This is a genomic window from Nocardioides sp. NPDC054178, from assembly GCF_055585005.1.
Window position 1 is genome coordinate 211,006 of record NZ_JBVJKY010000009.1, and the last position, 21,574, is coordinate 232,579.

19 protein-coding genes are annotated in these 21,574 nt (G+C 69.8%); 13 read left to right on the top strand and 6 right to left on the bottom strand.

Annotated features, from left to right (window positions below; all coding sequences use genetic code 11):
• Positions 1–15 precede the first annotated feature (15 nt).
• Complete coding sequence (locus tag ACZ6WN_RS26800; protein WP_465869114.1) at positions 16–855, top strand: class I SAM-dependent methyltransferase; 840 nt, start codon at positions 16–18, stop codon at positions 853–855.
• Between the two features lie 3 nt (positions 856–858).
• Here the strand turns inward: ACZ6WN_RS26800 and ACZ6WN_RS26805 are convergent, their stop codons facing one another.
• Genes ACZ6WN_RS26805 through lipB form a run of 3 tightly spaced genes read right to left on the bottom strand, consistent with a single transcriptional unit; the run spans position 859 to position 3,344 of the window.
• Positions 859–1,569 carry a DUF4191 domain-containing protein gene (locus ACZ6WN_RS26805; protein WP_465869116.1) on the bottom strand — a complete coding sequence of 237 codons (711 nt, stop codon included), beginning with the start codon at positions 1,567–1,569 and terminating at the stop codon, positions 859–861.
• A gap of 35 nt (positions 1,570–1,604) precedes the next feature.
• Positions 1,605–2,552 (bottom strand): lipoyl synthase, encoded by a 948-nt coding sequence (lipA, locus tag ACZ6WN_RS26810; RefSeq protein WP_141805173.1) that lies wholly within the window; start codon positions 2,550–2,552, stop codon positions 1,605–1,607.
• A 57-nt stretch (positions 2,553–2,609) separates the two neighbouring features.
• Positions 2,610–3,344: a lipoyl(octanoyl) transferase LipB gene (lipB, locus tag ACZ6WN_RS26815; protein ID WP_465869118.1), complete on the bottom strand. Its 735-nt coding sequence runs from the start codon at positions 3,342–3,344 to the stop codon at positions 2,610–2,612.
• A gap of 48 nt (positions 3,345–3,392) precedes the next feature.
• On the opposite strand from lipB, the gene ACZ6WN_RS26820 reads away from it, so the two are divergent.
• Complete coding sequence (locus ACZ6WN_RS26820) at positions 3,393–4,280, top strand: LolA-like protein (RefSeq protein ID WP_465869119.1); 888 nt, start codon at positions 3,393–3,395, stop codon at positions 4,278–4,280.
• Positions 4,281–4,345: 65 nt separating this feature from the next.
• On the opposite strand, the gene sucB is transcribed toward ACZ6WN_RS26820, so the two are convergent.
• Together sucB and ACZ6WN_RS26830 are read right to left on the bottom strand one after the other, a co-directional pair.
• A complete protein-coding gene (gene sucB / locus ACZ6WN_RS26825) occupies positions 4,346–6,154 on the bottom strand; it encodes a 2-oxoglutarate dehydrogenase, E2 component, dihydrolipoamide succinyltransferase (RefSeq protein ID WP_465869120.1) in 1,809 nt (602 codons plus the stop codon).
• Positions 6,155–6,370: 216 nt separating this feature from the next.
• Entirely contained in the window at positions 6,371–7,897 is a 1,527-nt protein-coding gene (locus ACZ6WN_RS26830; RefSeq protein ID WP_465869121.1) for a leucyl aminopeptidase, read from the bottom strand.
• Positions 7,898–7,974: 77 nt separating this feature from the next.
• On the opposite strand from ACZ6WN_RS26830, the gene gcvT reads away from it, so the two are divergent.
• From gcvT to ACZ6WN_RS26875, 9 genes are all read left to right on the top strand, one after another.
• Positions 7,975–9,117 carry a glycine cleavage system aminomethyltransferase GcvT gene (gene gcvT / locus ACZ6WN_RS26835; RefSeq protein ID WP_465869122.1) on the top strand — a complete coding sequence of 381 codons (1,143 nt, stop codon included), beginning with the start codon at positions 7,975–7,977 and terminating at the stop codon, positions 9,115–9,117.
• Entirely contained in the window at positions 9,117–9,374 is a 258-nt protein-coding gene (locus ACZ6WN_RS26840; protein ID WP_465869123.1) for a hypothetical protein, read from the top strand. Before gcvT ends, ACZ6WN_RS26840 begins: the two co-directional genes overlap by 1 nt.
• A gap of 165 nt (positions 9,375–9,539) precedes the next feature.
• Complete coding sequence (locus tag ACZ6WN_RS26845; protein ID WP_465869124.1) at positions 9,540–10,310, top strand: DUF559 domain-containing protein; 771 nt, start codon at positions 9,540–9,542, stop codon at positions 10,308–10,310.
• A gap of 27 nt (positions 10,311–10,337) precedes the next feature.
• Positions 10,338–11,168, top strand: a complete 831-nt coding sequence (locus ACZ6WN_RS26850; protein WP_465869125.1) for a PhzF family phenazine biosynthesis protein — start codon at positions 10,338–10,340, stop codon at positions 11,166–11,168.
• Positions 11,169–11,194: 26 nt separating this feature from the next.
• Positions 11,195–11,989, top strand: a complete 795-nt coding sequence (locus tag ACZ6WN_RS26855; RefSeq protein WP_357338447.1) for a thymidylate synthase — start codon at positions 11,195–11,197, stop codon at positions 11,987–11,989.
• A 34-nt stretch (positions 11,990–12,023) separates the two neighbouring features.
• A complete protein-coding gene (locus ACZ6WN_RS26860; RefSeq protein ID WP_465869127.1) occupies positions 12,024–12,482 on the top strand; it encodes a dihydrofolate reductase in 459 nt (152 codons plus the stop codon).
• A gap of 38 nt (positions 12,483–12,520) precedes the next feature.
• Entirely contained in the window at positions 12,521–13,459 is a 939-nt protein-coding gene (locus ACZ6WN_RS26865) for an LLM class F420-dependent oxidoreductase (protein ID WP_465869128.1), read from the top strand.
• 16 nt (positions 13,460–13,475) lie between these two features.
• A complete protein-coding gene (gene dapA / locus ACZ6WN_RS26870; protein ID WP_465869130.1) occupies positions 13,476–14,363 on the top strand; it encodes a 4-hydroxy-tetrahydrodipicolinate synthase in 888 nt (295 codons plus the stop codon).
• 11 nt (positions 14,364–14,374) lie between these two features.
• Positions 14,375–16,060, top strand: a complete 1,686-nt coding sequence (locus tag ACZ6WN_RS26875; RefSeq protein WP_465869131.1) for a ribonuclease J — start codon at positions 14,375–14,377, stop codon at positions 16,058–16,060.
• Here the strand turns inward: ACZ6WN_RS26875 and ACZ6WN_RS26880 are convergent.
• The gene (locus tag ACZ6WN_RS26880) at positions 16,057–16,710 is read right to left on the bottom strand and encodes a lysoplasmalogenase (RefSeq protein WP_465869133.1); all 654 of its coding nucleotides are present in this window, start codon (positions 16,708–16,710) and stop codon (positions 16,057–16,059) included. The two genes, ACZ6WN_RS26875 and ACZ6WN_RS26880, sit on opposite strands and share 4 nt — an antisense overlap.
• 76 nt (positions 16,711–16,786) lie before the next feature.
• Here ACZ6WN_RS26880 and ACZ6WN_RS26885 point away from each other — a divergent pair, with 76 nt between their 5' ends.
• A complete protein-coding gene (locus tag ACZ6WN_RS26885; RefSeq protein WP_465869134.1) occupies positions 16,787–19,459 on the top strand; it encodes an FtsK/SpoIIIE family DNA translocase in 2,673 nt (890 codons plus the stop codon).
• Positions 19,456–21,378, top strand: a complete 1,923-nt coding sequence (locus tag ACZ6WN_RS26890; protein WP_465869136.1) for a helix-turn-helix domain-containing protein — start codon at positions 19,456–19,458, stop codon at positions 21,376–21,378. The genes ACZ6WN_RS26885 and ACZ6WN_RS26890 overlap by 4 nt, the downstream gene beginning before the upstream one ends.
• Positions 21,379–21,574 lie beyond the last annotated feature (196 nt).

Genomic DNA, 21,574 nt, shown 5'->3' on the forward strand with positions numbered 1-21,574 from the left:
TGGCACCGTGGTCGCATGACGCTCGACGCCGACAGCACTCGCCAGATCGAGGCCAATCGGGCCAACTGGGACGCCCGGACACCGATCCACGTCGCCAGCGCGTTCTACGGCGTCGACGGGTCGCGGCCGGCCGAGTCGTGGTTCGCCGACTACGAGTGGACCGACCTCGGCGACCTCGCCGGCCTCGAGGTCGTGCATCTGCAGTGTCATCTCGGCACCGAGACGGTCGCCTTCGCGCAGCGGGGCGCGATGACGTACGGACTGGACATCTCGGCCGCGGCGGTGGCCGCCGCGCGCCGGATCGCGGCCGAGCGCGGACTGGACGTCGACTATCGCGAGGCCGACGTCCACGACGCCGTCGAGGTGCTGGGCGCGGGCCGCTTCGACGTCGTCTACACCGGCAAGGGCGCGGTCTGCTACCTGCCCGACATCGACCTGTGGGCGCAGGTCGTGCACGATCTGCTCAAGCCCGGCGGGTTCGTCTACCTCGCCGAGTTCCACCCGCTCCTCGACGCGCTCGGCGAGGTGCCGGAGCCGGGGCGGGAGGACTCCCTCGAACTGCGCCACGACTACCTCTCCGGCAGGGGCGCGATCGCGAAGGACTCGACCCACACCTACACCGACGGTCCGGCGCTGAGCACGGCCACGACGGCGTACGAATGGCGGCACGGGGTCGGCGAGGTCGTCACCGCGCTCGCGGGCGCGGGCCTGCGGATCGAGGTCGTCCGCGAGGACGAACGGCTGCCGTGGCCCCGCTTCCCGTCCATGGTGGCGGAGGAGGACGGCTGGTTCAGGCTGCCCGAGCAGGCGCCCCGGATCCCGTTGCTCTACGCGATCCGGGCACGCCGGCTGTAGGGGTCAGCGGCCGCGGAGGTTGCCGCGCATTCCCTTCATCGAGGTGGGCACGGGGCCCTTCGGGATCGGCATCGTCCCGCGGGTGGCGTCGACGGCCTTGAGGCGGTTGAGGATGTCGGTGATCTCGGGGCCGGCGACGTTGCGGCCCAGCTTGGTGACGTGCTTGGTCAGCTGCGGCAGCGGCACCTCGTCCTCACCGTTGCCGGCGACGACGGTCGTGATCGGCACGTCGGACAGGACGCGGGCGTGGCTGCGCTTGGTGCTGGCGAGCAGCGAGCGGACCTTGCTCGGGCTGTTGCCCTCGCCGACGAGGACGACTCCCGGAGGGCCGACCACACGGTGGACCAGGGTCTGGCTGCGCGGCTCGACACCCACGGCCTGGGTGACGGTCCAGCCTCGGCGGAGCATGGTCAGGGCGGCGTACCCGCCACCGACCTGGCCCTCGAGCCGGGAGTACATCACCTTCTGCGCGCGCCGCGAGAAGACCACCATGGCGGCGAGGAGGCCGGCCAGCAGGGCGCCGACGATCGTGAAGATCCAGGAGAAGACGCCCTCGCCGGGCAGGAGCCAGAAGATCACGCCGGCGACCGCGGCGACGACCACGAAGATCGAGCCGAGGATGAGGCCGATCTTGGGGTCTGACTGCTTGGTGAGCTTGTAGGTCTCCACCATCTGCTGGCGGCGACTCATGGTGCTCGGGTCGGTCTGGGACATCTTCCTCTTTCAGTCTTCAGATTTCGTACGCTGCGTCAGGCGGTGGCGGCAGCGGTGTCTCGCGCCTCGATCGCCTGACGGTACAGCCGACCGGCGCGGTAGGACGAACGAACGAGCGGTCCGGACATGACGCCGGAGAAGCCGATCTCCTCGGCCTCGGCCTGGAGCTCGATGAACTCCTCGGGCTTGACCCAGCGCTCGACCGGGTGGTGACGCACGCTCGGGCGCAGGTACTGCGTGATCGTGATCAGCTCGCAGCCGGCCGCGTGCAGGTCGCGCAGCGCCTCGGAGACCTCTTCACGGGTCTCGCCCATGCCGAGGATCAGGTTGGACTTGGTGACCAGGCCGAAGTCCCGGGCCTGGGTGATCACGTCGAGGCTGCGCTCGTAGCGGAACGCCGGACGGATCCGCTTGAAGATCCGCGGGACGGTCTCGACGTTGTGCGCGAGCACCTCGGGACGGGACTCGAAGACCTCGGTGAGCAGCTCGGGGATGCCGTTGAAGTCGGGGATGAGGTTCTCGACGCCGGTCTCGGGGTTGAGCTCGTGGATCTGCTTGACCGTCTCGGCGTAGAGCCAGGCACCGCCGTCGGCGAGGTCGTCGCGGGCGACACCGGTGATGGTGGCGTACTTCAGGCCCATGGTCTGCACCGACTCGGCAACGCGGCGCGGCTCGTCGCGGTCGAGGTCGGTCGGCTTGCCGGTGTCGATCTGGCAGAAGTCGCAGCGCCGGGTGCACTGGTCGCCGCCGATGAGGAAGGTGGCCTCGCGGTCCTCCCAGCACTCGAAGATGTTGGGGCAGCCGGCCTCCTGGCACACCGTGTGCAGGCCCTCGGACTTCACCAGCGCGGTGAGCTCCTTGTATTCCGGCCCCATCTTCGCTTTGGTCTTGATCCACTCCGGTTTGCGTTCGATCGGAGTCTGCGCGTTGCGGACCTCGAGACGGAGGAGCTTGCGACCTTCGGGGGCAGGAGCTTGAGTCACCCCACCAGGGTACGCCGCGTGGTGGCGGAACCCCGAAGCCAGGTTGTTACTGGTCGGTCACACACTCGGGGTGAGCAGCGGGACGCGCGGAGTCTTGGCCGGGTCGGGCTTCGGCTCCAGGCTCGGGCCCTGCTCGTAGTCGCGCCAGGAGAGCATCTCGGCGACCTGCTCGTGGAGCACCGGCATCGCCTCGGCGTTGCCGATCTGCCGCCCGGCCTCGATCGAGAGGGTGGTGACCCCGGCGTCGGAGATCCCGCACGGCACGAAGCGCTCGTACCAGCCCAGGTCGACGTCGCAGTTGAGGGCGATGCCGTGCATGGTCACGTGCTGGCTGACCCGCAGCCCGATCGCCCCGACCTTGCGCTCCAGGCGGCGTACGCCGTCCGGGGTCTCGCCCGCGGGCAGCCACACCCCGCTGCGGCCCGGGACGCGGTAGGCGGTGACGCCGAACGCGGCGCAGGTGCGGATCATGGCCTGCTCCAGGCGGCGTACGAAGTCGACGACCTTGACCTTCTCCGGCAGCCGCACGATCGGGTAGGCGACGATCTGGCCGGGGCCGTGGAAGGTCACCTCGCCGCCGCGGTCGACGTCGATCACCGGCGCGCCGCCGGGGTCCGCGGGGCGGTCCTCCGGCTTCGTACGCTTCCCGGCGGTGTAGGTCGGCGGGTGCTCGAGCAGCAGCACGGTGTCGGGCTCTTCGCGGTCCACGACGCGCTGGTGGATCTGCTTCTGCAGCTCCCAGGCGTCCAGATAGTCGATCGTCCCGACCTCAACGAAGCGCAGCTCAGTCACACCGAGATCGTACGCCCCGGGCCGAGGCCACTCGGCAACGCCCGATCGATGACCAGCCCCCGGGAGTTGGATAACGGTTTGGCGATAAAGCCCTCGGGGGTAAAGAGATTGTGGTCAGAATGCGCGTGTTTCGACTGTCCGCGCTCGGGAGCGATCAGTCATCGGATCAGTTTTGAAAGGCACACAGTGCACACCATGAAGTACGGTCGCCGACTTGCCGCGGCCGCGATCGCGCTGAGCGCGACTTTCGCCCTGGTCGCATGCGGCGAGGGCTCCGACAAGGCTGCGGAGGCCACCGAGGCTGCCGCCGAGGGGCCGGGGTTCGAGGCCGGCGCCAAACTCTCGAAGTCCGAGGCGGAGAAGCTCATCGACACTGCGGCCGACGCGATGTCGACGATTCATGTCGACATGGGCGTCGAAGCCGTCGAGGACGGAGCCAGCGTCAGCGCCTCCAGCGTGGGTGACTACCAGCGCGAGCCCGTGGTCTCCCAGACGAAGCTGACGGTGGACGAGTCCGACGGCCAGACCGTCATGGAGATCATCGCCATCGGCGAGACGACCTACGTGCGGATGGACAACGACAAGGAGTGGATGAAGGACGACGGCATGTTCAGCGGACTGGTCTCCGCGCTGATGCCGAGCCCGTACAGCCTGTTCGAGGACCTGCGCGAAGAAGCAGCTGACGATTCGACCACCTATGTCGGTCAGGAGGATATCGACGGCGCAGATCTCGCTCACTACTCGTTCGCCGTCGATGAGGACGTCACCGGAGAGGGTGATGGCACTCTCGAGGGCTGGTTCGACGCGGAGGGCCAGCCGATCCGCCTGAGCATGGCCATGGGGAAGGACAACGAGATCAAGATGGACTTCAGCAACCATGGTGAGGAGCTCACCGTCACCGAGCCTGCGGCTGAGGAGCTGATGGACCACGCCTGAGGCGTCGACCTGTCGAAATGAGAGACGCCCCGGAGCCGTTGGCTCCGGGGCGTCTCAGGTGAGGCTCAGAGCTCGAACTGAGCAGCCTCGAGGCGCTTCTTGACGTCCTGGAGGAAGCGGCCGGCGTCGGCGCCGTCGACCAGGCGGTGGTCGTAGGTCAGCGCGACGTTGACCATGTAGCGCACCGCGATCGTCTCGCCGAGGTCGGGGTCGTCGATGACGACCGGGCGCTTTACGACCGCACCCGGGCCGAGGATGGCGACCTGCGGCTGGTTGATGATCGGGGTGTCGAAGAGCGCACCGAACGAACCCAGGTTGGTGATCGTGAAGGTGCCGCCGGAGAGCTCGTCCGGGGTGATCTTGTTGTTGCGCGTGCGGTCGGCCACGTCGGCGATCTTCTTCGCGATGCCCGCGATCGAGAGGTCGCCGGCGTCCTTGACGACCGGGGTCAGCAGACCGCGCTCGGTGTCGACGGCGAAGGCGATGTTCTCGCGGTCGTAGTAGGTCACCGTGCCGGCCTCGACGTCGATCCCGGCGTTGAGCTTCGGGTGCACCTTGAGCGCGTCGATCGCGGCCTTGGCGAAGAACGGCAGGTAGGTCAGCTTGACGCCCTCGCGCTGCAGGAACCCGGCCTTGTTGGCCTCACGGAGACGGGCGATGTTGGTGACATCGACCTCCATGACCTGGGTCAGCTGCGCCGCGGTGTGCAGCGACTCGGTCATCCGCTCGGCGATCACCTTGCGCAGACGCGAGATCTTCTCGGTCGTGCCACGCAGCGGCGAGGGGGCCGCGGGGGTGGCGGCCGAGGCGGCCGGAGCTGCGGAGGCGGCCGGAGCGGCGGCTGCCGGGGCAGCGGCCGGAGCCGACTTGGCGGCGGCCGCCTGGAGGATGTCCTCCTTGCGGATGCGGCCACCGACGCCCGAACCCTGGACGGTCTCGAGGTCGACGTTGTGCTGCGCCGCGAGCTTGCGCACGAGCGGGGTGACGTAGCCGCCCGGCTGGATCGCCGGGGAGCTCTCGGTGGACGGCGCGGCGTGAGCCGGGGCCGCGGGAGCCGGAGCAGCGGGGGCGGGTGCGGCCGGAGCGGCAGGCGCCGGCGCGGGTGCGGCAGCGGCCGGTGCAGGCTCGGGAGCGGGCTCCGGGGTGGGCTCGGCGGGAGTCGGCTCGGGCTCGGGCGCGGACTCCGGGGCCGGGGCGGCGGGCGCGGACTCGGCGGCCGGAGCGGCGCCGGCGTCACCGACGAGCGCGAGCACGGCGCCGACCTCGACGGTCTCGTCCTCGGCGACCTTGATCTCGAGCAGGGTGCCGGCGACCGGCGAGGGGATCTCGGTGTCGACCTTGTCGGTGGAGACCTCGAGCAGCGCGTCGTCGACGGCGACCGTGTCGCCGACCTGCTTGAGCCAGCGGGTGACGGTGCCCTCGGTGACCGACTCACCCAGCGCGGGCAGAGCAACCTCGGTGGCGTTGCCGCCGGCGGCGGGAGCCGGAGCGGCAGGAGCGGCAGGAGCGGCAGGCTCGGCGGGAGCCTCCGGCTCGGCCGGGGCAGCCGGCGCCTCCGGCTCGGCGGCCGGAGCGGCAGCCTCGGCGGGCTCGTCCGCGGGCGCGGCGGGCGCAGCCGGAGCGGCGCTGGCCTCGTCGTCGGCGCCGATGATGGCGAGCAGGCCACCGACCTCGACGGTGTCGTCCTCGGCAGCCTTGATCTCGAGCACGGTGCCCGCGACCGGCGAGGGGATCTCGGTGTCGACCTTGTCGGTGGAGACCTCCAGCAGGGCCTCGTCGACCGCAACCGTGTCGCCGACCTGCTTGAGCCAGCGGGTGACGGTGCCCTCGGTGACGGACTCGCCGAGTGCCGGGAGAGTTACTTCGGTGGCCATGGGTTCCTTCGTTCTACGTCTGTTCGTTGCTCTACTTGTATGTCCGGACACGCGCGCCAGCACGCCCGAGCCGGATGGCTCGGGGAGCAGAAAGACGCGTCTGTCTGGGCCGACACCTGCCCGACGCACTCAGGATGCCGCCAGAAGGGCGGCCAAGGGCGTCGATCACGTGGCCCATCTTGTCACTACCCACGCAGCGCTGTGTCAACCGGACCACTACTGATCGGTAGCCATCTCGCGTACGTAGTCCACCAGTGTTGCCACCGCCACACCCGTGCCTCCGGGAGTGAGATGGCCCGAGGCGCCCCCGCTGTTGAAGGAGGGCCCGGCGATGTCGAGATGGGCCCAGGGGAGACCGCCGGTGAACTCGCGCAGGAACGCGGCGGCGTACAGCCCACCGCCCCAGCGGATCCAGTCGTGCTGGTTGAGGTCGGCCACCTTGGAGGAACGGATCCGCTCGTCCATCCATTCCGGGATGGGCATCGGCCACATCTGCTCGCCGGCGACGTCGGCGGCGGCGAGGACGCGGTCGACGACGTCCTCGGAGCCGAGTACGCCGCTGACCCTGTCACCCAGCGCCATCACCATGTGCCCGGTGAGCGTGGCGACGTCGATGATCAGGTCGGGCGACGCCTCGGTGGCCCGCACCAGCGCGTCGGCCAGCACCATCCGACCCTCGGCGTCCATGTTGGAGACCTCGACGGTCGTGCCGCCGTAGTGGGTGACCACGTCGCCGGGCCGGTAGGACGAGCCCGAGACCATGTTCTCCGCCATCGGCACGAATGCGGAGACCTTCACCGGCAGCCCGAGGCGGGCGATCGCGAAGGTCGCCTGGGCCACCGCGGCGGCACCGGCCATGTCCGACTTCATCGTGGACATCGAGCTGCCCGGCTTGATGGTGAGCCCGCCGGAGTCGAAGGTGATGCCCTTGCCGACCAGCGCGATGTGGCCGCGCGCGTCGTCGGGGGAGTAGGTGAGCTCGACCAGGCGCGGCTTGGCCGCCGAGCCCATGCCCACGGCGAGGATGCCGCCGCAGCCGAGCTCGGCCAGCTGCTCCTCGTCGAAGACGGTGGTCTCGACGCCCTCGACCAGCCCGGCGACGTGCGCGATGGCGTCGGCGAACGCCGGAGGAGTCAGGTCGGCGGGCGGGATGTTGACCCATTCGCGGGTGCCGGCGACCGCCTGCGCGAGGATCTGCGCCTCCTCGAAGGCGGTGACCGCGTCCGTACGCCGCGCGATCGAGCTGAGGATCGCGACGTCGCTCGGCCCGTTGCTCTCCCCGCCCGACTTGGCCGCGCTCGACTTGTAGGTGGTGTAGGTGTAGCCGCCGAGGAGATAGCCCTCGGTGACCGCCCGCACCAGCTCGGGGGTGTCGGCGGGAAGGGCGACGGCGACGGAGGTCGCGTTGGGCACCGCGCGGGCGGCGGCGCCGGCGGCGCGGCGTACGGCATCGGGGGTGTAGGTGCCGTCGGCGTCAGGCTTGCCGAGACCGACCAGCACCAGGAGCTGGGCGCCGATCTCGCTCCCGGCGGGCAGCCGGGTGACCTCGCCCGCCTTGCCGCTGACGCCGAGGGTGGCGAGCATCCCGCGCCACCGGCGCCCGTAGGCGGCCTGGACCTCCTCCGCTCCTGCGGTCACCTCGACGGCCTTCGCGCCCTGGCCGATGCCGACGACGACCGCCTCGGCACGGGTCTTGGCAGGGGAGGCGGTACGCAGCGTGTAGGTGATGTCAGGCAGGGTCACGCCGTGCAGTCTAGGTGTGGCGCGCCCGGAGGGGGCGCGGACCGGGGAGTGTCGGCCTGGTGCGATAAGTTCGCAGTATGGCTGAAGAGACCTCCACGGGGGGCGGGTCGGAGCTGCTCCAGTCCCCTCTGCACGAAAACCACGTCGGGCTCGGCGCGAAGTTCGCCGAGTTCGGCGGCTGGTCGATGCCGCTGGAGTATTCCGGTGTCGTCAAGGAGCACACCGCGGTCCGCGAGGCCGTCGGCGTCTTCGACGTCAGCCACCTGGGCAAGGTCATGATCAGCGGGCCGGGTGCGGCCGACTTCGTCAACGCCTCCTTCACCAACGACCTCCACCGGATCAAGCCCGGCAAGGCCCAGTACACCTTGTGCTGCGACGAGGAGACCGGTGGCATCGTCGACGACCTGATCGCCTACTACCGCGACGACGAGCACGTCCTGATCGTCCCCAACGCCGCCAACACCCCGGAGGTCGTGAGCCGGCTCCGGGAGGCCGCGCCCGAGGGGATCACCCTCGCTGACCACCACCGCGACTACGCAGTGCTCGCCGTCCAGGGGCCCAGGTCTGACGAGCTGCTCGAGGCGGTCGGGCTGCCGGCCGGTCATGAGTACATGTCGTTCGTGGAGGCCGCCGCTCCCGACGTGCTCGGTGAGGAGATCGGTGTCGTCGTGTGCCGCTCCGGCTACTCCGGTGAGCGCGGCTACGAGCTGATCGTCGCCAACGAGGCCGCCGGCGCGCTCTGGGACGCGCTGCTGTCCCGAGGCGAGGCGCTCGGCGCGGTGCCGTGCGGCCTCGGCGCCCGCGACACCCTGCGCACCGAGATGGGCTACCCGCTCCACGGCCAGGACATCGCCCTCGACGTCACTCCCAACGAGGCCGGGCTCGGCTGGGCCGTGGGCTGGAAGAAGGATGCCTTCTGGGGCCGCGAGAAGCTGGTCGCCGAGAAGGAGGCCGGCGCGAAGCGCGCCCTGCGCGGCATCGTCGCCGTCGGCCGCGGCATCCCACGCCCACACATGACCGCCACCCTGACCGCCGACGTGCCGGTCGGCGAGGTCACCTCCGGCACCTTCTCGCCCACCCTGAAGAAGGGCGTCGGCCTCGTGCTCATCTCGACCACGGTCAACCCCGAGGCCGAGATCGGCATCGACGTACGCGGCCGCCGCGAGATCTTCCAGCTCACCAAGCCGCCGTTCGTCCCTTCGCACGTGCGGGAGGGCTGATGAGCATCCCTGATGTCCCTTCGGTGTTCAAGCAGCCGTCGGCGGCCGACCGGCCGTGGTGGTGGCAGCTCGTCGACGCCTCGGGTGCCGAGGTGTCGGTCGACGGCGAGCTCGCCGGCCAGCGCTTCGCCAACCAGAGCGACGCCGAGTCGTGGGTCGGCGAGGTCTGGCAGGAGCTCCTCGACGCCGGCGTGGCCGCGGTGGTGCTCTTCGAGCACGACCGCCAGGTCTACGGCCCGATGAAGCTGACCGCCTGACCCACATCAACGCCTTCGCCCCTCAAGGGTCGAGATGGTGGTCTTTGCGTATGACGTGACCACCATCATGACCCTTGAGGGGCATTGTCGTTGGCGTCCGGACGGTCGCGGTGGGGCCTGTGGATAACTTCTGCAGGTTTTGCCGGATTGTCTGATGCTGTCGGTGTGACTGCATCAGCTGGTTCCGGGCCGGTCTCTGACGTCGACATCGAGTCAGACGAGGTGCCGTTCGACCCGTCTCGTCCGTTCACCCGAAAGCAGGCGCTGGCGGCGGGAATCACTCCGAACCGGCTCCGCGGACCGGGCTTCGTACGTCTGCACACCGGTGTCTTCGTGGCGGCAGCTGTCGAGCTGACCCCGCTGATTCGCGCCGCGGCAGCGCTGACCACCTACGCCGACACGGCCTTCGCCAGCCACGCGACCGCGGCTCGGATCTCGGGACTACCGCTGCCGCCTCTACCAGGAGAGCACGTCACCGTGATGGCCCAGAAGGACCGTCACCGGATCGCCGGCGTCATCTGTCACTGCGCGCCGAATGCGGAGGTCAGGGCCGTTGCCGGTGTGCGGGTCTCCCGCCTGCGCATGCTGATCGTCCTCGCGGGTCTCCCCGAGCCACTGGTCAATCAGCTGGTGGGGGAGGAGAGCGAGGTCGACTTCCGCAGGTACGACCTGTGCTGGCCATCGATCAAGATGATCGTCGAGTACGACGGCCGTCAGCACGTCGAACGCGAGGACCAGTGGGAGTCGGACATCGACCGCCGCGAGAATATCGACGACGATGGCTGGCGCATCCTCGTCTTCATCGCCAAAGACATCTACACCACCCCGGGCAACACCCTGGACCGAATCCACCGGCAGCTGGTGGCGAGGCGACTCCCCGGCGTACCGACGCACCTGTCCCCTCACTGGCAGCTCCACTTCCCGGGCCGCCGCTGACTCCATCCGGCCGAGTAGCCTCGGGCCGTGACTGCCTACGAGTTCCGCCAGGTCGACGTCTTCACCCACGAGCCGCTGCTGGGCAACCCGGTCGCGGTCGTCCACGGTGCCGACGGTCTCACCGACGAGCAGATGGCCGCCTTCGCGCGGTGGACCAACCTGTCCGAGACGACGTTCCTGCTGACTCCGACCGACCCGGCCGCCGACTACCGGCTGCGGATCTTCACGGTCAGCGGCGAGCTGCCGTTCGCCGGTCACCCGACGCTCGGGTCGGCGCACGCCTGGCTGGAGGCGGGCGGTACGCCCCAGGGCGAGAGCCTCGTGCAGGAGTGCGGTGTGGGGCTGGTCGAGCTGCGTCGGGACGAGCGGATCGCCTTCGCCGCGCCCGAGCTGATCCGGGATGGCGAGGTCGACGAGGAGACCCTGGCAGGCATCGCGAAGGGGCTGCGGCTCGGGCGCGACGACATCCTGGACGCACGGTGGTGCGACAACGGTCCGGGCTGGGTCGGGGTGCTGCTCGCCGACGCGGAGGCCGTCCTGGCCGTCACGCCCGACCACGCCGTGCTGGGGGACCACAAGGTCGGTCTGGTCGGCCGCCACCGCGCGGGCAGCGAGTGCGCGGTCGAGGTCCGGGCGTTCTACCCGGCCGACGGCGTCGCCTTCGAGGACCCGGTCACCGGGTCGCTCAACGCCGCGCTGGGGCAGTGGCTCGCCGGGTCGCAGCTCCCGGAGGCGTACGTCGCCTCTCAGGGGACCGTCCTGAAGCGGAGAGGCCGCGTGCACGTCGAGCGGGTCGGGGATCAGGTGTGGGTGGGCGGAGACACGCTGACCACCATCCGGGGGACGGCCGAGATCTGAACAGGGCTCTGACCTAGGCTGGGGCCGTGCAGTCCTACCTCGATCTGTTGACCCGCATCCTCGACGAGGGCGTGGAGAAGTCCGACCGCACCGGGACGGGCACGATCAGCGTCTTCGGTCACCAGACCCGCTACGACCTCAGCGAGGGGTTTCCCCTGCTGACGACGAAGAAGGTCCACACCCGTTCGGTCTTCGGGGAGCTGCTCTGGTTCCTGCGTGGCGACACCAACGTGCGCTGGCTCCAGGAGCGGGGCATCACGATCTGGGACGAGTGGGCCGACGAGAACGGCGACCTGGGGCCGGTCTACGGCTACCAGTGGCGCTCGTGGCCGGCTCCGGACGGGCGTCACGTCGACCAGATCGCCAAGATCATCGACCAGATCCGCACCGATCCCGACAGTCGCCGCCACGTCATCAGCGCCTGGAACCCGGCCGACATCGACGACATGGCGCTGCCGCCGTGCCACACGCTGTGCCAGTTCTACGTCGCCGACGGCAAGCTGAGCCTGCAGCTCTACCAGCGCTCCGCCGACGTCTTCCTGGGGGTTCCGTTCAACATCGCCTCCTACGCCCTGCTCACCCACATGGTCGCCCAGGTGACCGGCCTCGAGCCGGGGGAGTTCGTGCACACCCTCGGCGACGCCCACCTCTACAGCAACCACCTCGAGCAGGCCCGCCTCCAGCTGACCCGCGAGCCGAGGCCGCTGCCGAGGCTGCGGCTCAACCCGGACGTCAAGGACATCGACGCCTTCGAGCTCGAGGACATCACGGTGGAGGGCTACGACCCGCACCCCGTCATCAAGGCCCCCATTGCCGTCTGAGGCCGGTCCCGAGGCAGCCCCTGCGCGTGTCGTCATGGTCGCCGCCGTGGCCGACAACGGGGTCATCGGCAACGGCCCGGACATCCCCTGGAAGATCCCCGGCGAGCAGGCCGAGTTCAAGGCGATCACGATGGGCCACACGCTCGTGATGGGCCGCACCACCTTCGAGTCCATCGGGCGCCCGCTCCCGGGCCGTACGACGGTCGTCCTGACCTCCGACGAGCACTGGGGGTACGACGGCGTGCTGGTCGCCCACGACATCGACACCGCTCTCGCCCTGGCCGCGGCGGAGCAGGGCGACACGATCATCGCCGGCGGCGCGCAGGTCTACGAGGCAGCGCTGCCGTACGCCACCGAGCAGGTCATCACCCGCGTCCACCTGACGCCCGACGGTGATGTCCTCTACCCGCCCTTCGACCCGGCGGAGTGGGTCGAGACGAAGCGCGAGCAGCACGAGGCGTACGACCGGGTGTTCCTCGCCCGTGCAACCTGACGCGCGAGTAGGTCTCTCGCCCCTCTAAGGTAAACGGCATGGAGCTGCGCATCTTCACCGAGCCCCAGCAGGGGGCGTCCTACGCCGACATCCTCGCCGTCGCCAAGAAGGCCGAGGAACTGGGGTTCGGGGCGTTCTTCCGCTCCGACCACTATCTGAAGATGGGCTCCGTGGACGGGCTGCCCGGGCCGAGCGACGCGTGGACGACGCTCGCCGGCCTGGCTCGCGACACCAGCACCATCCGGCTCGGCACCCTGGTCACCTCGGCGACCTTCCGTCTCCCGGGCGTGCTGGCCATCCAGGCCGCCAACGTCGACGACATGTCCGAGGGCCGGGTCGAGCTCGGCCTGGGCGCGGGCTGGTTCGAGGAGGAGCACCAGGCGTACGGGATCCCGTTCCCGGCGCTGGGGGAGCGGTTCGACCGGCTGGAGGAGCAGCTCGAGATCATCACCGGGCTGTGGGCGACCGAGCCGGGGGAGACCTTCGACTTCAACGGGAAGCACTACACGATCAAGGAGAGCCCGGGCCTGCCGAAGCCGATCCAGACCCGTGGCCACGCCGGCTCGATCCCGGTGATCGTGGGCGGCGGCGGCAAGAAGCGTACGCCGACGCTGGCCGCCACCTTCGCCGACGAGTTCAACGCCGCCTTCGTCTCCGTGGAGGAGTCCGAGGCGCTGTTCGAGAACGTCGGGCGCTTCGTCGAGGCGGCCGGCCGCGACGACTCGATCATCTACTCCGCAGCCCAGGTGCTCTGCGTCGGGCGCGACGAGGACGAGATCGCCGCCCGCGCGCAGGCGATCGGCCGCGAGCCCGCCGAGCTGCGTGAGAACGGTCTGGCCGGCACCCCGGACGAGGTGGTCGCCAAGATCAAGCGGTTCGAGGACGCCGGCGCGACCCGGATCTACCTCCAGGTGCTCGATCTGAGCGATCTCGACCATCTCGCACTCGTAGCCGACGAGGTCATGCCGCGCGTCTGACGATAGTCTGTACGCCATGACTGATGCTCCCTTCGGCACCGTGCTCTCCGCACTCGTCACGATGTTCAACGACGACGGCTCGGTCGACCTGGAGCAGACCCAGAAAGTGGCCAAGCACCTGGTCGACCACGGCCACGACGGCATCGTGGTCTCCGGCACGACCGGCGAGTCGCCGACCACCACCCCGGCCGAGGACGGCGAGATCCTGGCAGCGGTCAAGGACGCCGTCGGCGACCGCGCCAAGATCGTGGCCGGCATCGGCACCAACGACACCCGCACCACCGTCGAGCTCGCCAAGCAGGCGGCATCGATCGGCGCCGACGGCCTGCTGCTGGTGACGCCCTACTACAACAAGCCGGGCGAGCGCGGCATCCGCGAGCACTTCCGCTCCGTCGTCTCCGCGACCGACACCCCGGTCATCCTCTACGACGTGCCCGGTCGCACCGGCTCGCCGATCAGCCTCGACACCTACCGCGAGGCGATCACCTGGGACACCGTCGTCGCGGTCAAGGAGGCCGCGGGCGACTTCCCGCGCGGCACCCGGCTGCTCGACCTCGGCTACTCGATCTACTCCGGCGACGACGCGCTCACCCTCGCCTGGCTGGCGCACGGCGCCGTCGGCGTGATCAGCGTCGCCGCCCACGTGCTCGGCGACCAGACGCGGACGATGATCGACGCCTTCGCGGCGAGCGACATCGAGACCGCCCGCAAGACTTATGCGCGGATGCTCCCCGCGATCGACGCCATCATGGGCGTCCCGAACTACGGAGCCACCACTGCCAAGGCCGCTCTCGAGCTGACCGGCGTGATCGACAACCGCAACGTACGAGGGCCTCTGGTGGCGCTCGACGAGGACGAGGTCGAGGCGCTGCGAGCCGGGCTGGAGGCCTCTGGCCTTCTCTAGAAGGAACGCCTTTGTCTCACCCACACCCGGAGCTGACCGAACCCGGCAAGCTCCCCAAGGGCGGCCTGCGGGTCACCCCTCTCGGCGGCCTCGGCGAGGTCGGCCGCAACATGACCGTCTTCGAGTACGACGGCCGGCTCCTGATCGTCGACTGCGGCGTCCTCTTCCCCGAGGAGCAGCAGCCCGGCGTCGACCTGATCCTTCCCGACTTCGGCCCGATCCGTGACCGCCTCGGCGACGTCGAGGCCCTGGTCCTGACCCACGGTCACGAGGACCACATCGGCGCGACGCCCTACCTGCTCCGCGAGCGTCAGAACATCCCGCTGGTCGGCTCCGAGCTGACCCTGGCGCTGCTCGGCTCCAAGCTGCGCGAGCACCGTCTGCGCGAGACCGTCCAGCACAAGGTACGCGAGGGCGACACGATCTCCTTCGGGCCGTTCGAGCTCGAGTTCGTCGCCGTCAACCACTCGATCCCGGACGCGCTCGCGGTCGCGATCCGCACCGGGGCCGGCCTCGTCCTGCACACCGGCGACTTCAAGATGGACCAGCTGCCGCTGGACGGCCGGATCACCGACCTGCGCGCGTTCGCCCGGCTCGGCGAGGAGGGTGTGGACCTGTTCCTCACCGACTCCACCAACGCCGAGGTGCCCGGCTTCACGACCGCGGAGAAGAAGATCGCGCCCGCGATCGAGCAGGTCTTCCGCGAGTCGGACCAGCGCATCATCGTCGCCTGCTTCGCCTCCCACGTGCACCGCGTCCAGCAGGTGCTCGACAGCGCGGTCGCCCACGGCCGCAAGGTGGCGTACGTCGGTCGGTCGATGGTCCGCAACATGCAGATCGCCTCCGACCTGGGCTACCTGCACGTGCCCGAGGACGTCATCGTCGACGCCAAGGAGCTCGCCGAGCTGCCGCCGGAGCGGGTCGTCATGGTCTCGACGGGCTCGCAGGGCGAGCCGATGTCGGCGCTGTCGCGGATCGCCAACGGCACCCACAACTTCGTCCACATCGAGCCGGGCGACACCGTCCTGCTCGCCTCGAGCCTGATCCCCGGCAACGAGAACTCGGTCTACCGGGTGATCAACGGCCTGGCCCGCCTCGGCGCCAATGTGGTCCACAAGGGCAACGCCCTGGTGCACGTCTCCGGTCACGCCAGCGCCGGCGAGCTGCTCTACTGCTACAACATCGTCCGCCCGCGCAACGTGATGCCTGTCCACGGCGAGGTGCGCCACCTGCTCGCCAACGGCGACCTGGCCCGCCAGACCGGCGTAGAGAGCGTCGTCTACGCCGAGGACGGCGTGGTCGTCGACCTCATCGACGGCAAGGCCGAGATCGCGGGCAAGGTCGAGTGCGGCTACGTCTTCGTCGACGGCACCACCGTCGGCGACGTCACCGAGTCCGAGCTCAAGGACCGTCGGATCCTCTCCGAGGAGGGCTTCGTCTCGATCATCGTCGTGGTCGACTCGGTCAAGGGGGTCGTCGCCAGCGGGCCCGAGATCCACGCCCGCGGCCACGTGTGGCCGGACAACGCCTTCGAGCCGATCAAGCAGCCGATCGTCAAGGCGGTCAACCGGGCCATCTCGGAGGGTGCGACCGACACCTACCAGCTGCAGCAGGCCATCCGGCGTACGTTCGGGCGCTGGGTCTCCAGCACCCACCGTCGTCGGCCGATGATCGTCCCTGTCGTCATCGAAGCCTAGAGCGCCAGCAGCACGCCAGCCGTGATCAGCGCCTGGCCGACGTGATAGGTCACCATGATCTGCACGTCGGTCAGGCGCGGCGGCTCGTTGCCGTGCTCGGCGAGGTTGAGCCCGATCAGGGTGTCGCTGACGACGAAGATCAGCGCGCCCGCGGCGATCCACGGGCTCCCGGTCAGCCAGCCCAGCACGAGCATGGTGGCGATCACCAGGGAGTACGCAGCCAGGGCTGCGGCCATCGGCGCACCGCCCATCTCCCGGGCGCCCCGAAGCACCCGGCCCATCGGGATCGCCAGCACGATCGCGACGGCGAAGCCGGCCCAGGACCACGCAGCGGGTTCCAGGCCGAGGGCGAGGAAGCTCGCGGCGTACGCCAGGTGGCCGACGAAGAAGAGGCCCACGCCGCCGAGGAACCGCCGCGCCGAGGAGCCGATCATCGAGATGTCGCCGAGCATCCCGAAGAAGAGCGCGACGAGCAGCCACCAGGCGGCCGGCTCGCCGTCGGCGACCAACACCGTCAGCCCCATCAGCCCCACCATCACCAGAGGTTTGGTGACGTAGTGGGTCCGCCGCCAGCGGAACCGCACACAGGTCCAGTCCGCCACGGCGTCGGCGGCGGTGAGGAGGGCGAGGAGGACCACGAGGCTCTGCATGGCGGCAAACTACACCGGTGCAACACACCCCCATGGGGTCCCGGAGGCAGGCCGCTCGGTCAAATACCCTGGTTGTATGGCGACCCGTACGTCTTCCCCGCCGGGGTCGCGGAGCTCGACCACCACCAAGAGCACCCGTCCCCGGAGTACGACCACGACAAAGCGAGCAACGGCCACGAGCCGGGCCCGCTCAAAGGCAGCGCCCCACAAAGGTCAGAACAAGCGCCGTCCCGCCGCAAAGTCGGCCAACCGGAAGACGACGAACCGTACGCCACCTCGCGCCGTACGCAGCGGGCCCAGCCCGATCGCGGTCCTCTTCGATGCCATCTTCTCCACCATCGCCAGCCTGTGGCTGGCGATCGCCGGGGGAGTGGCGGCCATCTTCCGTGTCGGCGGGCAGGCGGCCAGCGACCTCGAGCCGGAGCACCGGCGCGACGGTGCCGGCCTGTTCCTGATCGGCCTCTCCGTCCTCGTCGCCGCCGGCGTCTGGTTCCAGCTCGGCGGGCAGTTCTTCGACGTCGTACGCATCGCCGTGGCCGGTGTCGTCGGCAAGGTCGGCTGGCTGGTGCCGGTGGGCCTGGTCGTCGCCGGGGCCCGGCTGATGCGCGATCCGGTCAACGCGGCGCCGGTCGGCCGGCTCGCGATCGGCTGGGCCGCGTTCCTGATGGCCACGCTCGGCATCATCCAGATCGCCAACGGCAACCCGCAGCCCACCTCGGGCGACAGCAGCGAGCTGCAGTGGGCCGGCGGCGCGATCGGCTACGTCGTGGCCAGCCTGCTGCTCGACGTCCTGCGCTCGACGGCCGTGGTCGTCGTACTCCTCTCGCTTCTCGTCGTCTTCGGGATCCTGGTGATCACCGGGACCCCGCTCTACCAGGTGCCGAGTCGCCTGGTGGAGCTGCGCGACCGGGCGCTGGGCCTGACCCCGCCCGAGGAGCTGAGCGAGAGCGGCACCAACATCCGGCGCGTACGCCGCGGCGGCAGGCTCTTCGCCGACGACGACACCTTCGACCCGGAGGGCTTCGAGCCCTACGAGACGCCGCTCCTCGAGGAGGAGAAGCCGAAGAAGAAGCGGAAGAAGGACGGGCTCGACATCGCGCTCGCCCTCGACGAGGACTCCGACGCCGACACCCAGCCGGACGAAGCCGTCCCCAGCGACGCCGCGGGTCTCATGCCCGCGGTCTCCGACACCGCGCCGAAGGCCGGCAAGAGGCGCGACCTCGAGCCGCCGCCGCACGCCGAGCTGCCCCAGCGCGTCGAGCAACTGATGCTCGCCGGCGACGTCACCTACACGCTTCCGGGCAGCGACCTGCTCAAGCCCGGCTCGCCGCACAAGGCCCGTTCCAAGGCCTCCGACGAGATCGTCAGCCGGCTCCAGGCGGTGCTGGAGGAGTTCAGCATCGACGCCGCGGTCACCGGCTACACCCGCGGTCCGACGGTCACCCGCTACATCGTCGAGCTCGGCGCCGGCGTGAAGGTCGAGAAGATCACCGGCATCCAGAAGAACATCGCCTACGCGGTGGCTTCCGCCGACGTACGCATCCTCTCGCCGATCCCCGGCAAGTCCGCCGTCGGTGTGGAGATCCCCAACTCCGACAAGGAGATCGTCACCCTCGGCGACGTGCTCCGCTCCAACGCGGCGCGCGGCGACCACCACCCGATGATCACCGGTGTCGGCAAGGACGTCGAGGGCGGCTTCGTGGTCGCCAACCTCGCCAAGATGCCCCACCTGCTGGTCGCGGGTGCGACCGGTTCGGGTAAGTCGTCCTTCATCAACTCGATGATCACCTCGGTGCTGATGCGGGCCACGCCCGACGAGGTGCGGATGATCATGGTCGACCCCAAGCGGGTCGAGCTCAACTCCTACGAGGGCGTGCCGCACCTGATCACGCCGATCATCACCAACCCGAAGAAGGCCGCCGAGGCGCTGGCCTGGGTCGTACGCGAGATGGACATGCGCTACGACGACCTGGCCAACTTCGGCTTCCGCCACGTCGATGACTTCAACAAGGCCGTGCGCGCCGGGAAGGTGCAGGTCCCGCCCGACTCCGAGCGCGTCCTGTCGCCCTACCCCTACCTGCTGGTCATCGTCGACGAGCTCGCCGACCTGATGATGGTCGCCCCGCGCGACGTCGAGGACGCGGTCGTACGCATCACCCAGCTCGCCCGCGCCGCCGGCATCCACCTGGTGCTGGCCACGCAGCGGCCCTCGGTCGACGTGGTCACCGGCCTGATCAAGGCCAACGTGCCCTCGCGGCTCGCCTTCGCGACCTCCTCGCTGGCCGACTCGCGCGTCATCCTCGACCAGCCGGGTGCGGAGAAGCTGGTCGGCCAGGGTGACGGGCTGTTCCTGCCGATGGGCTCCTCCAAGCCGATCCGTGTGCAGGGCTCGTGGGTCTCCGAGTCGGAGATCAACGCGGTCGTGAAGTCGGTCAAGGGCCAGCTCGAGCCGTCCTACCGTGACGACGTGACCGCTCCGGCGGAGTCCAAGCGAGTGCTGGACGACGACATCGGCGACGACATGGATCTGGTCATCCAGGCGATCGAGCTGATCGTCTCGACCCAGTTCGGGTCGACCTCGATGCTGCAGCGCAAGCTCCGCGTCGGGTTCGCCAAGGCCGGCCGCCTGATGGATATCCTGGAGTCGCGCGGGGTGGTCGGTCCCTCGGAGGGCTCCAAGGCACGCGACGTACTCGTCAAGCCCGACGAGATCGACGGCGTCATCGCAACGATCCAGGGGGAGATGTGAGCGAGAATTCACCGGCTGTCGAGACCATCGACCCCGTCGAGGCCGTCGACCCTGTCGAGGTCGCCGAGACCCACGATGTCGACGTCGTCGAGGTACGCCGCAACGGCCGCCTCGCGCTGGTGGTGGCGCTCGCGTCGCTGCTGGTCGGCCTCGCCTTCGTGCTGCGCGGCGGCATCGAGGGCTATCTGGTCGGTCTGATCCTGCTCGCCGTCGCGGCGGTGCAGGGGTGGACGGCCTGGGACTCCCGGATGCCGCTGCTGCTCGTGGACGAGCAGGGCGTACGCCTCCGCTTCGGCCAGACCTGGCAGGGCATCCCGTGGTCGAAGATCGAGTCCGTCGAGCACACCCCGCGTCCGGACGGGATCGAGCGGTTCTGGAAGGACGGCCGCATCGGCGTGCTGCTGCACGACGAGGACGAGGTGCTCGAGGAGCTCTCGCCGACCGCGCGACGCCAGGCGATGCTGACCGAACGCCTCTACGGCCTTCCGTTCTCGCTCCCGCTCGGCCTCTCCACCCGGGTCCTGGGCGCCGGTGACGATGTCACCGAGGCCATCGCCATCGTCGCCGCCGAGGGTGTCGAGGTCGTCGAGATCGACCCCGGGCTCGACGTGGAGGAGCCGGCCGCGGAGGCTGACGAGACCACCGACGAGAGCGCCGAAGAGGACGCCGCCGACGACGGTGACACCGCTGTCCGCCCGCCCCTCTCCGAGCAGGCCGGCGACACCAACCCCCGGATGCTACGGGTCTTGGACGAGCCTGATATCAATGCCGCAGACGTGGTGGACGAGGCGGAGCAGGGCCAGGTGGACCGGGACACTCAGCAGGACGAGAAGACGCCGAAGACCGACCCCGAGCCCGAGCTGAAGAGCGAGGCGAAGGCGGAGCCGGTCGCGCCGCTGCGCGAGCCCTCGACGGCGGTCCGGGTCGACGTACGCTACGTGCCCGAGGAGCCGCAGGAGACCATCGCCGTCCACGGCGCGAACGCGCTCCAGCTGCCTCCGGCCGAGACCGGTGCAGGCTTCGACGCAGACTTCGACTTCGACGACGCGGTCGTGGACGAGTCGGACGATGAGGACGCCGAGCCCGAGGGCGTACGTCCTCTGGCGGTGCCCGACGAGGGCGTCAAGGCGCTCTCCTCTACGACGAGCTCAGGACTTCGGATCGACGGCGCCGACGACCAGGTCACCGAGGTGGTGCCGACCAAGGTCCCGGAGATCGGTGCCGAGATCGCTGCGGCCCGCCGCCGGCTCGCCCTGGACATGGACGGCCTGGCCGAGTGGACGCGGATCCGCCCGCACGTCATCGAGGCGATCGAGGTCGACGACTTCGGTCCCTGCGGTGGCGACTTCTATGCCCGTGGCCACCTGCGCACGCTCGCGCGTGTCCTCGGCATCGAGGTCGCGCCGCTGCTGCGGACCTATGACGAGAAGTACGCCTCCGGCCCGGTCAGCCCGCGCGCCGTCTTCGAGGCCGAGCTCGCCCACAGCGCGGCGATCCGCCCCGTCCGGCGGATGCGTGGCGGTCCGTCCTGGTCGGTCCTGGTCGCTGCCGTGATGGCGGTCATCCTGGTCTGGTCGGTCGCGCGCCTGGTCATCGACGGCACCCAGCACGAGCCCCAGGCCGGAGCGATCCAGCTCGACGGCTCCGCCGGCACCGACAGCCCCTACGGGAAGTCCTCGCCTGTTCCGGTGACCATCTCCGCGGCAGGAGGCGGCGCCCACGTGGTCGTCCGCGACTCGCGCGGCAAGGTGGTCTTCAGCGGCGACCTCGCCTTCGGTGAGTCCAAGCAGCTCCAGGTCACCCCGCCCCTGCGCGTACAGACCTCCGACGGCTCCCTCAAGGTCGCCGTCGGCGACGGCGCGGCCAAGGCCCTCGGCAAGACCGGCGAAGCCGCCCAGCGCACCTACACCGCCAACTAGCGAGCCCCCGCCGCACGCACGCCGAGTCGGCTCATCTTGACCACATTCCTCGCCGAGTCGGCTCGTCATGACGAGCCGACTCGGCGCTGATCTCGGTCAAGACGAGCCGACTCGGCGCTGATCTCGGTCAAGACGAGCCGACTCGGCGCTGATCTCGGTCAAGACGAGCCGACTCGGCGCTGATCTCGGTCAAGAC

Coding starts and splice junctions, on each gene's coding strand:
- ACZ6WN_RS26800 (WP_465869114.1), top strand. CDS start 16: ATGACGCTCGACGCCGACAGCACTCGCCAGATCGAGGCCAATCGGGCC.
- ACZ6WN_RS26865 (WP_465869128.1), top strand. CDS start 12,521: ATGGAGCTGCGCATCTTCACCGAGCCCCAGCAGGGGGCGTCCTACGCC.
- ACZ6WN_RS26820 (WP_465869119.1), top strand. CDS start 3,393: ATGACCAGCCCCCGGGAGTTGGATAACGGTTTGGCGATAAAGCCCTCG.
- ACZ6WN_RS26880 (WP_465869133.1), bottom strand. CDS start 16,710: ATGCAGAGCCTCGTGGTCCTCCTCGCCCTCCTCACCGCCGCCGACGCC.
- ACZ6WN_RS26840 (WP_465869123.1), top strand. CDS start 9,117: ATGAGCATCCCTGATGTCCCTTCGGTGTTCAAGCAGCCGTCGGCGGCC.
- ACZ6WN_RS26885 (WP_465869134.1), top strand. CDS start 16,787: ATGGCGACCCGTACGTCTTCCCCGCCGGGGTCGCGGAGCTCGACCACC.
- gcvT (WP_465869122.1), top strand. CDS start 7,975: ATGGCTGAAGAGACCTCCACGGGGGGCGGGTCGGAGCTGCTCCAGTCC.
- dapA (WP_465869130.1), top strand. CDS start 13,476: ATGACTGATGCTCCCTTCGGCACCGTGCTCTCCGCACTCGTCACGATG.
- ACZ6WN_RS26805 (WP_465869116.1), bottom strand. CDS start 1,569: ATGTCCCAGACCGACCCGAGCACCATGAGTCGCCGCCAGCAGATGGTG.
- sucB (WP_465869120.1), bottom strand. CDS start 6,154: ATGGCCACCGAAGTAACTCTCCCGGCACTCGGCGAGTCCGTCACCGAG.
- ACZ6WN_RS26860 (WP_465869127.1), top strand. CDS start 12,024: ATGGTCGCCGCCGTGGCCGACAACGGGGTCATCGGCAACGGCCCGGAC.